This is a genomic window from Endozoicomonas sp. (assembly GCF_031844845.1).
GTDB lineage: Bacteria > Pseudomonadota > Gammaproteobacteria > Pseudomonadales > Endozoicomonadaceae > Endozoicomonas.
This window is the reverse complement of record NZ_JAVRMB020000030.1, coordinates 1-8,499: the sequence shown is the minus strand read 5'-3', so window position 1 is coordinate 8,499 and position 8,499 is coordinate 1. Positions and strand designations below refer to the sequence as shown.

The 8,499-nt window shown below is 48.0% G+C and carries 12 protein-coding genes; 3 read left to right on the top strand and 9 right to left on the bottom strand.

The genetic code is table 11. The features are described from left to right. A partial coding sequence (locus tag RM811_RS01475) for a hypothetical protein (RefSeq protein WP_402520068.1) occupies positions 1-201 on the top strand: 201 nt, incomplete at its 5' end. 16 nt (positions 202-217) lie between these two features. Here RM811_RS01475 and RM811_RS01470 read toward each other — a convergent pair. Together RM811_RS01470 and purU are read right to left on the bottom strand one after the other, a co-directional pair. After that, positions 218-502 (bottom strand): Lar family restriction alleviation protein, encoded by a 285-nt coding sequence (locus RM811_RS01470; RefSeq protein ID WP_402520066.1) that lies wholly within the window; start codon positions 500-502, stop codon positions 218-220. Between the two features lie 418 nt (positions 503-920). After that, positions 921-1,775, bottom strand: coding sequence for a formyltetrahydrofolate deformylase (gene purU, locus RM811_RS01465; protein WP_402520064.1), 855 nt, complete (start codon positions 1,773-1,775; stop codon positions 921-923). 161 nt (positions 1,776-1,936) lie between these two features. On the opposite strand from purU, the gene def reads away from it, so the two are divergent. Beyond that, positions 1,937-2,545, top strand: a complete 609-nt coding sequence (def, locus tag RM811_RS01460; RefSeq protein WP_402520062.1) for a peptide deformylase — start codon at positions 1,937-1,939, stop codon at positions 2,543-2,545. A gap of 104 nt (positions 2,546-2,649) precedes the next feature. On the opposite strand, the gene RM811_RS01455 is transcribed toward def, so the two are convergent. The 7 genes from RM811_RS01455 to RM811_RS01425 form a co-directional block, all read right to left on the bottom strand. Next, on the bottom strand, positions 2,650-2,988 hold the full coding sequence (locus RM811_RS01455) for a hypothetical protein (RefSeq protein WP_402520060.1): 339 nt from the start codon (positions 2,986-2,988) through the stop codon (positions 2,650-2,652). Positions 2,989-3,013: 25 nt separating this feature from the next. Then, positions 3,014-3,610 (bottom strand): hypothetical protein, encoded by a 597-nt coding sequence (locus RM811_RS01450; protein WP_402520058.1) that lies wholly within the window; start codon positions 3,608-3,610, stop codon positions 3,014-3,016. Next, entirely contained in the window at positions 3,600-4,214 is a 615-nt protein-coding gene (locus RM811_RS01445) for an NUDIX domain-containing protein (protein WP_402520056.1), read from the bottom strand. Before RM811_RS01445 ends, RM811_RS01450 begins: the two co-directional genes overlap by 11 nt. Further along, positions 4,211-4,798, bottom strand: coding sequence for an adenylyltransferase/cytidyltransferase family protein (locus RM811_RS01440; protein WP_402520054.1), 588 nt, complete (start codon positions 4,796-4,798; stop codon positions 4,211-4,213). Before RM811_RS01440 ends, RM811_RS01445 begins: the two co-directional genes overlap by 4 nt. A gap of 390 nt (positions 4,799-5,188) precedes the next feature. After that, positions 5,189-6,058 carry an endonuclease/exonuclease/phosphatase family protein gene (locus RM811_RS01435; protein ID WP_402520052.1) on the bottom strand — a complete coding sequence of 290 codons (870 nt, stop codon included), beginning with the start codon at positions 6,056-6,058 and terminating at the stop codon, positions 5,189-5,191. A gap of 42 nt (positions 6,059-6,100) precedes the next feature. Further along, positions 6,101-6,841 carry a thiol:disulfide interchange protein DsbA/DsbL gene (locus RM811_RS01430; protein ID WP_402520050.1) on the bottom strand — a complete coding sequence of 247 codons (741 nt, stop codon included), beginning with the start codon at positions 6,839-6,841 and terminating at the stop codon, positions 6,101-6,103. Between the two features lie 262 nt (positions 6,842-7,103). After that, positions 7,104-7,709 (bottom strand): c-type cytochrome, encoded by a 606-nt coding sequence (locus RM811_RS01425; protein WP_402520048.1) that lies wholly within the window; start codon positions 7,707-7,709, stop codon positions 7,104-7,106. A gap of 377 nt (positions 7,710-8,086) precedes the next feature. On the opposite strand from RM811_RS01425, the gene yihA reads away from it, so the two are divergent. Further along, positions 8,087-8,499 (top strand): ribosome biogenesis GTP-binding protein YihA/YsxC (gene yihA, locus RM811_RS01420; RefSeq protein WP_402520046.1); only part of this gene is annotated, 413 nt, incomplete at its 3' end.

Below are 8,499 nucleotides of genomic sequence, written 5' to 3'. Positions count from 1 at the left end.
TTCAACCCTCCTCGCTCCCACGCTCTGCGTGGTAGCGCCAGAACCCAACCACAGACACGATTCCTGTGGTTGGCTATGCATTCCCACGCAGAGCGTGGGAACGAGGTTCCTGGTGGGTTTTGCGACAGCCTCCTGCGCGGGGATGACGGCTACGAGTTAATTTGCCCTTTACGACAGCCCCGATTAGCGGTATTTGACTAATAAAGGAGAGGCAAACTCAGCTGATTAAACTGATCCCCATCAGGTTTCCAAGCAGGAGGCTGATGATAATCGAGGCTGGTAACAGAGCGGCCAGAAGTGTCACCCACATTTTCAGGTTTGCGTATTCCTGACGCAGGTTCCAGCGTTGTGCCGCATAGGTTTTTTTCTCATCCAGATCGGTGGATAAGCCGCATCCACTGCAGCTCACCTGCCACATCCTGACCCTGCGGCTACTTTTACCAACCACCATGTCTGCAAAAATAGCTTGCCCACGACAACAGGGGCAGGGCTTTAGTTTCATGATTCTTCCCTGAACCGCATTCATATCCTTATACCTGTATATTCATAGCTTATTCACAGACTTTCACAGCTTATCCACAGGATGGTTGCGTTCTTATCGTGACACTCCCCGCCTTATCAGGCGAGGCTTCTAACTTCACAGTACTGCCAGTCTATAACAACTGGACTTACACAGAAGCCTCCATTAGCAGTAGTGGGGTGCCCCTCCACTATTTTGTAGGTTGTATCACGGTAAAACAGTCATCGCTTGGTTATCGTCAACGGCTGTTTTACTGATAAATCCATGGAGAGTGTAGAGCATGACAAAAAACACACAAGCGGAACGCTCGCCGCATTCCCGTCTTATATCCCCGCCCGTTTGGATCCACAGGACCCGAGGACCCGAGGCCTAAAAGCCTAAGGGCGAGGATTTACGACTGTTATCCTAAAATAATTGTCTTGCTTCCATCAACAATGACCCGGTCTTCAATGTGGTATCTCAATCCACGGGCAAGCACACTTTTCTCAACATCCTTTCCGAGCCTGACCATGTCTTCGGGTAAATGGTGATGGCCCACCCTGATAACATCTTGTTCAATAATCGGGCCTGCATCAAGGATCTCTGTCACATAGTGACAGGTGGCGCCAACCAGTTTAACACCTCGCTCATAAGCCTGATGATAAGGTTTGGCACCCACAAAGGAAGGCAGAAAACTATGGTGAATGTTGATTACACTGTTTGTATAAAGCTCACACAGTTTTGGGGGTAGAATCTGCATATAACGTGCCAGTACAATCGTATCAATGCGGTACTCTTCGAGGAGTGAGGTCATTTTCTCAAAGGCAGGAGCCTTATCATTTTTATCCACAGGTACGTAGTGGTATGGAATCCCATGCCACTCAACGTAACTTCTCAGATCTTCATGATTGGAGATAACACAGGGTATTTCTATTTTAAGGTCGCCGCTGCGCCAGCGATAGAGAAGGTCTGAAAGGCAGTGGGCTTCTTTACTGGCCAGCAATGCTACTTTCGGAGCAATGCCTGAATCCGTGATTCGCCAGTCCAGATTCAGCTTGTCAGCGATAGGAAAAAACCGGTCCTTAAATTCATCCACAGAGAATGGCAGGCTTTCTGCCTTGATTTCATTGCGCATGTGAAAACGCCCGGTTACAGGGTCGGAGTGGTGGTTGGCTTCGACAATCCAGCCACCATTTCGGGCGATAAAGTCACTGACAGTTGCGACGATACCGGTAGCATCGGGACAGGAAACAAGTAAACGATAGGTTCTGGTCATGGTGGTCGAAAAAGCACTTAAAAAACGTAAATTGACCTCTTATTATAAGTATTTGTAGTTGTGAAATCATATTTTGCTTCAGGCTGAATTTATCCACCGATAATTGAGTCTCTAAGTTACACTGATTGATCATCAATAAATCTGGAGTGGGTTTTTTCATTATGCGCTTACCTGATAGTCCTGACCTGGTCATCATGGGTGATCCCCTGCTTTTTCAGCAGCATCAGCAAGTCAGCGTTGATGAGATCCGTACGGATGACTTCCAGCATAACCTCAAAATTCTCATGGAAAGACAACTGGAGGCCAATGGTATCGGTATTGCCGCACCTCAGATTGGTTGGGGTGCCCGGGTGTTGTGCATTGGTATATCTGAAGAAGCGAAAGACCGTTACCCCAGTGCTCCGGATATTCCACAGTCATTCTGGATTAATCCACAGGTCATTGAGGTCAGCAGGGAAACCTGCTGGACGTGGGAAGGTTGTTTGTCGGTTCCGGGTATTCGGGGGTGGGTAAACAGACCGGCCAGCGTTAAGGTCAGAGGGTTTGATGATCAGGGCGCAACGATTGAAGCCAGTCTCAGCGGTTTTGCTGCCAGGGTGATGCTTCATGAAATTGATCATCTGGATGGCATTTTGTTTACTGGCAGAATTGATGATGCAAAGTTGATGATCCCTAATGTATCTATGGAAACACAGAGTAGCTGGCCTGAAAACTGGCCAACGGAGAATGCCAGGATTACACCTCCGGGAACGATTGCCAAAGATAGATAGCGACTAATGGCATAGAGCCGCAGGTTCTCCTGTCAAAGGACTGATGTGCTTAGAGTGCGTGCTTAAAGTGTCATGTAAATACCCGCTATTGCTGAGTTAATGACTTAAAAGATATTGTCACCATCCTCCAGTAGCTGGGTGATATCCGGGCTGAGCAGGTTGTCACGATATCTGCGACGATTCAGGAGCTTTGTCTGGACGGCATCAGGGAATTCAGTGAACTGAATGACCTGCTTATCAATCAAAAGGTCAATAACATCTTCAAGTACACGGATGAAATCAGCATCATAAGATGCCATTACTTCAGTGCTGATTTCGGGGTTGTTCTGTAAGAAAAGTTTCAGGCCCTCATCTTCCATATCTGCCCGCTTCCATTCATTTGAAAGGAGCTTGTCGGAGACAGCACAAACCTGATTGTTATCATCCCTGAGTACGTAGAGCATATCTATTTCTCTCGTTATTAATGAATCAGTTTATATCTTCTTTATCTTGCTGCGGCTTGTGAACAGGCATTGCCGCGAGAAGGTCTACTATTAGCTTTCGGCTGACATCATAGGCACTTTCACCCGGACTTCCTTCTCCCAGGCCATTTATGCTCCATACCATCTCGCCTGAAGATATATCCACGACTTTCAGACTCAGCATGGTTGAAAATCGGTTCATTTCATCATATTGCCACTCAAGAATTTCACCGGATATCGAGTGGTTGATACGTTGACTTCTGGCCCAGAGTTGAGCTCGCTCAAGCTCGTAGATATCAGCGAGATAGTCTGGGGCAGAGTTTGTTTCGGGTTTCTTGTACGCCGTTGGTTTTTTTACACCGGCGGAGGGTAGTTGAACCAATAAGATACGATCGAGCTGAACAGTGACTTCATCAGGGGTGTTGGTATGACTGATGAATGGCAGCACTGCCCAGTTAGTTCCTTCGAGGCGTTCTTCCTGATACAAGCTGGTGAGCTTATCTGCATAGCCCTGGCATCCTGCCAATGTTATTGAAAGCAGGCCGAGCAAACAGGTAACGGCAAATGAACGTGTGTATCTGCCAGTGAGTTGTTTATTTTTCATGTTGGCTTAACTCGTGGTGATGCAGCTTGAGCCATTGCAGGGCAATGACCGCTGGAGCATTGGCGATCCGACCATCTTTCACCATATCATAAGCTTCCTGAAAAGAAATAACGTGAACTTTGATGTCCTCCCCTTCATCCGCAACGCCAAAAATACCACCGGCCTTGCTGGCATCGACAATGCTGCAGAACAGCTTGAGCTTCTCATTGCTGGCACCGGGGGTGACGTAAAAATCAGATACGGGTATCAGTGTGTTGATGGTGCAGCCTGTTTCTTCGTGGACTTCCCGGCGTGCAACCTCTTCCAGGGATTCCCCGGGTTCGCTGATACCGGCGACCACTTCCAGTAGCCAGGGATCTTCCTTGCTCAGAAATGGCCCCATGCGAAATTGCTCAACCAGAACCACCTGATCCAATATCGGATCAAATAAAATCACGCCAACAGACGGAGGCCTGACCGTCGCCTCGCGGATTAAAGGGTTGCTTTTCCCACCGTTGAAGAGCTTATGGGTGATGGTGTATTTAAAGAGCTTCAGAAAGCCGGAATAGACTTTTTCTTCTTCCTGAACCTGTACATCACTGGCATCAAGACCTGAAAGCTTCATGAGTTCCCTTTCTGGTATAAATTGTGATTTATAATAAAAGCCTGAACAGAGGGTAGCAGCCTATTCAAACCCTGTTGAAGATCATCATCGGCTATTTTGCCGGATTCAAGAATACTGCGTACATCACTGCTGCGAATAGCCACTCGCTCTGTGGCTGTGAAAATAGGCCAGCGCGCTTTAATTTCGGCAGATTTGTGGAATCGTTTCCAGGTTTCCGGGTTGGCGTTATCAGGGCCACGTATAAAAGAAAGCTCAATAATAGTGCGACTATGGTTTTGATATTTTTGCTCAAGAGCCATCATCAGGTCGTATGTGTATACGGGCATACCAGGATTCTGTTCCAGAAGCTCTGCTTCCAGATCACATACTTCAAGGGGGCAGCCAATATCCGCTTCATCAATAAAGCACTGTAACATCTGCAGACGGAGGCTGAACGGCTGAGGCTTTTTATCGAAAGCGTGAAAAGCACTGGGAACCAGCAGTATGCGATCATGACAAGTCGCAGCCTGCTGAAGAACATCCAGGTGTCCAAGGGTTGGCGGGTCAAATGCTGAGCCGAAAACTCCCAGCTTCATACGGCTCATTATAGATTCTCCATTGTTTATGGTCTCCGGCCTTGTGTCTTTATTAACAGGTCAAACCCGTCAGGAATTCAAAATAATTGCTGGATTATATCGGTTTTAAACGGTCCTGCCGAAGGAACTCAATGAATTGGTTAATTCCGAAACTGGCAAGGATGCATTACGTATCAGTCATCGTTTTTCTACTGATAGGCAAATAATTTGTGTCAGGTATTATGCCTCGTCTGGAATGACTCCCTGTCACTTAAATAGTGATGGCTTTTTTTGAGGCCCGATATCTCCCTCCTTACTTCCCCCTTGATATCGGGTCTTTTTTATTTCTTCCCCATCCAGTAAATCAATGCGCTTTCCCTCAGCAGGTAGCGACTAATCCCTTAAAAGTCTCATCACAAATTATGTTATGACAGAGTCAGGAATCTGAATCTCCACGGATACCGGTAAATGATCAGTGATCGGGATATTGATGACGCCAAACTGGTTTACGATCAGGGATGGGCTGATCAGGATATGGTCCAGGGAACGTTTTGGCTGCCAGCTGGGAAAAGTGTTCTGCCCCCAATGGGCGGCATGAAGGCCGGTATCTTTTAGCGGAGAATCATTAAGCAGCTGATCAGCATGGGTATTCATGTCGCCCATTAGCACAACATGCTGATAGCTTTGTACCACGTCCCGAATATAAGAGAGCTGAATGTTTCTTGCTCTTTTACTCAATGCCAAGTGCATCATCACGACGGTGAGTGGTTCCCGGGGATTGCCAAAGCGAGCGACAATAGCGCCCCGGCCGGGGATTAACCCGGGCAACTTATGATCTTCCAGTGATAAAGGTTCAAAGCGACTGAGCAGGCCGTTACTGTGCTGAGCCAGTTTTCCAAGATTCCTGTTTAGCTGGTGATACCAGTAAGGAAAATGCCCTTTCAGGGCAAGATATTCAGTTTGATTGATAAACCCGCTTCGAAGACTCCCTCCATCCGCTTCCTGCAGAGCCACAAGGTCGAAGTCTGGAAGAATGCCTGCAATCCTGTCCAGAGTCGCTATTCGCTTGGAATGCGGCAGGATATGCTGCCAGCTGCGGGTCAGGTAATGTCGGTACTGTTGAGTATTAATACCCACCTGAATATTAAAGCTCAGGAGTCTGAGAACGTTTTTATTCAGTTGGCAGGCGGGTTCTCCCTGTGAGGAGTGATGCACATGCTCGGAACGGTACTGACAACGCTGTCGGTTTAAGCGTCGACGAATGGCACCTGTAAGCGTTCGAATTGGCATAGTGCATCACCGCCTGGTGTAAATACAGAAAACCGGTTGAGATTAGCCTTTTCGGTCTTGTTTGACTTTCCGGATCAGGAAGTCAGCAATCACTGGCATATTGTTCAGTGACCCTGCCAGACCTGGCTCAACGACATAACGTCCATCAATAATAATGGCGGGTACGCCGGTCAGCTTATAGCCCTTCAGCTTTGAAAAGGCTTTCTGGAGCTGCTGGCTAACGCCAAAAGCGTTGAATTCAGAGGTAAAGGTTTTTGGCTCAATGCCAAATTCGCGGTTCATAAACCCGGCCATCTGTTCACCGTCTTTGAGCGGGTTTCGACGGTTCTGTATCTCACTGAAAATGCCTGCATGAACCTTCTCTTCCAACCCCATATTGCGGACAGTATAGTAAAGTCGGGCATGAGTCTGCCAAAGGTTCGGGCCGAAGAATCCGGGGGTTCGGATGAATTCAACATTGGACGACAGGGTTTTCTGCCATTGCTCTATTTTTGGCTCAAGTGCGTAGCAGTGGGGGCATCCATACCAGAAAACGGAGACGACTTCGACGTTCTCCGGTTTGGCGTCGGTGCTTACCTGGTTTTCTAATACCCGGTAATCCTGTCCGGCCTGAAATCGCTGGAGTGGTTGCGTTTGGCTGGTGGCGTTTTGTGCTACCGGTGAACTCTGAGAGACAATCGTCGTTTTCTTTGGCGAGTTACCGTTGAATAAATAGCCTGCTGCGACCAGGATGATTCCCAGAAATACAGCAATGCCTGCTATACCCTTCATTTTTTTTGTCATGTAGGAGTCCTGCTGTTTTTCATTGTTATTTTGCTTAGAGACACATTACAAAAGCGCCCGATGAAAAGGAAGGGCGGCGGGGAGATATATTTTTGTGATTCAAGCGGGTGTCGAAAAAGGTAACCTGACAATGATCTCGACGCAGGTCGGTTCGCTTACGAGCCGACCTGCAGATAATCTTTTTCGGCAGCCTCTCAAGGCGGGAGAACACGAACAGAAGTCTGATAGAACCAGACTTCTGTGAATCAGCCGGAGGTAATAATCAACGGAGCCCGCTGATGTAGTTGGAAACGGCTTCGATTTCCTTATTGCTCATCTTCTCGGCAATGGTTCTCATGATCTTGATGTCACCATCGTTGGTTCGATCGCCTTCACGGAAATCCCGCAGTTGTTTCGCTGTGTATTCCGGTTTTTGTCCGGCAATCTGGGGGAAGCCCGCCAGATAGTTGCCTTTGCCGGTTATGGAGTGGCACGCGCTGCAGGCAGGAATGGCTTTTTTGGCATCGCCTCCCCGGTAAAGCGCCTCACCCAGAGATACGTATTTTGGATCGGTGGCACCCAGGGGCGCTGGCTGGCTGGCATACCAGGCGGCCAGATCTTCAATATCCTGTTTGGACAGCGTACTGACAAATGGCGCCATCTCCGGAACGGAACGGTCACCTTCTTTGATTTCAGTAATTTGTTTAACCAGATACCGTTCACCCTGACCGGCCAGATTTGGCCACAGAGGTGCCGGACTAATTCCGGTAAGGCCATGACAGGCGGTACAGGTGGTGGCCTTGGCCTTACCTGCAGAGGCATCTCCTTTAGCAAAGGCGATGCCCGTTATCCCCAAAGAAATGACCAGAGTGAGAATGACTTTTTTCATTATCTGACCCAGTTACGGCGTTTGCCTCGAATGGCTGTTATTATTCATCAGACCTGACAGCTTTTATTGTTTAGCAAAAAACAGAACCCTACAGAGATTCGCGTCTGCTGGTGGCTGTTTCAGCATCAGGTGACATGACGGCATGTGCCTTGAACGACGATAGTATAAACTACTCAACCGGCAACCGGTACAGCCAGAGCTGTAACGATTGGCTACAAGTGGCAACTTGCTGCCCGTTTTCTGATTTCTCTTACGTGATTTATTGGGCTTAGTGTGCCCTGAATCACAAATTTTTCCGGCAGATCTTTATTGATGATCAGACCTGATGAAAGCGATGAATTGAAATCAGTGATGATTATTGGAATGTATGAAACACCATGAGTGATACCAGACCTTCATTAAATTACCGCCAGGCCACCTTTTACAAGAGTGCGGCAAAGCTGAGCCAGTGTCCGGAAAGTGAAGGTCGCGAAGTGGCCTTTGCTGGCCGCTCCAATGCCGGAAAGTCCAGTGCTCTGAATGCACTGACAGGCTCAAACAAGCTGGCCCGTACCAGTAAAACTCCCGGTAGAACCCAGTTGTTAAACTTCTTCACTATTCAGGAAGATATCTATCTGGTTGATCTTCCCGGCTATGGCTACGCCAAGGTGCCGGTGGCCATGAAGAAAGAGTGGCAGCATCATATGAACGACTACCTTGAGCGTCGTGAAGCTCTGGTTGGTCTGGTTCTGCTGATGGATATTCGCCATCCAATGAAAGAGTTTGACCAGATGATGCTGAATTGGAGTGT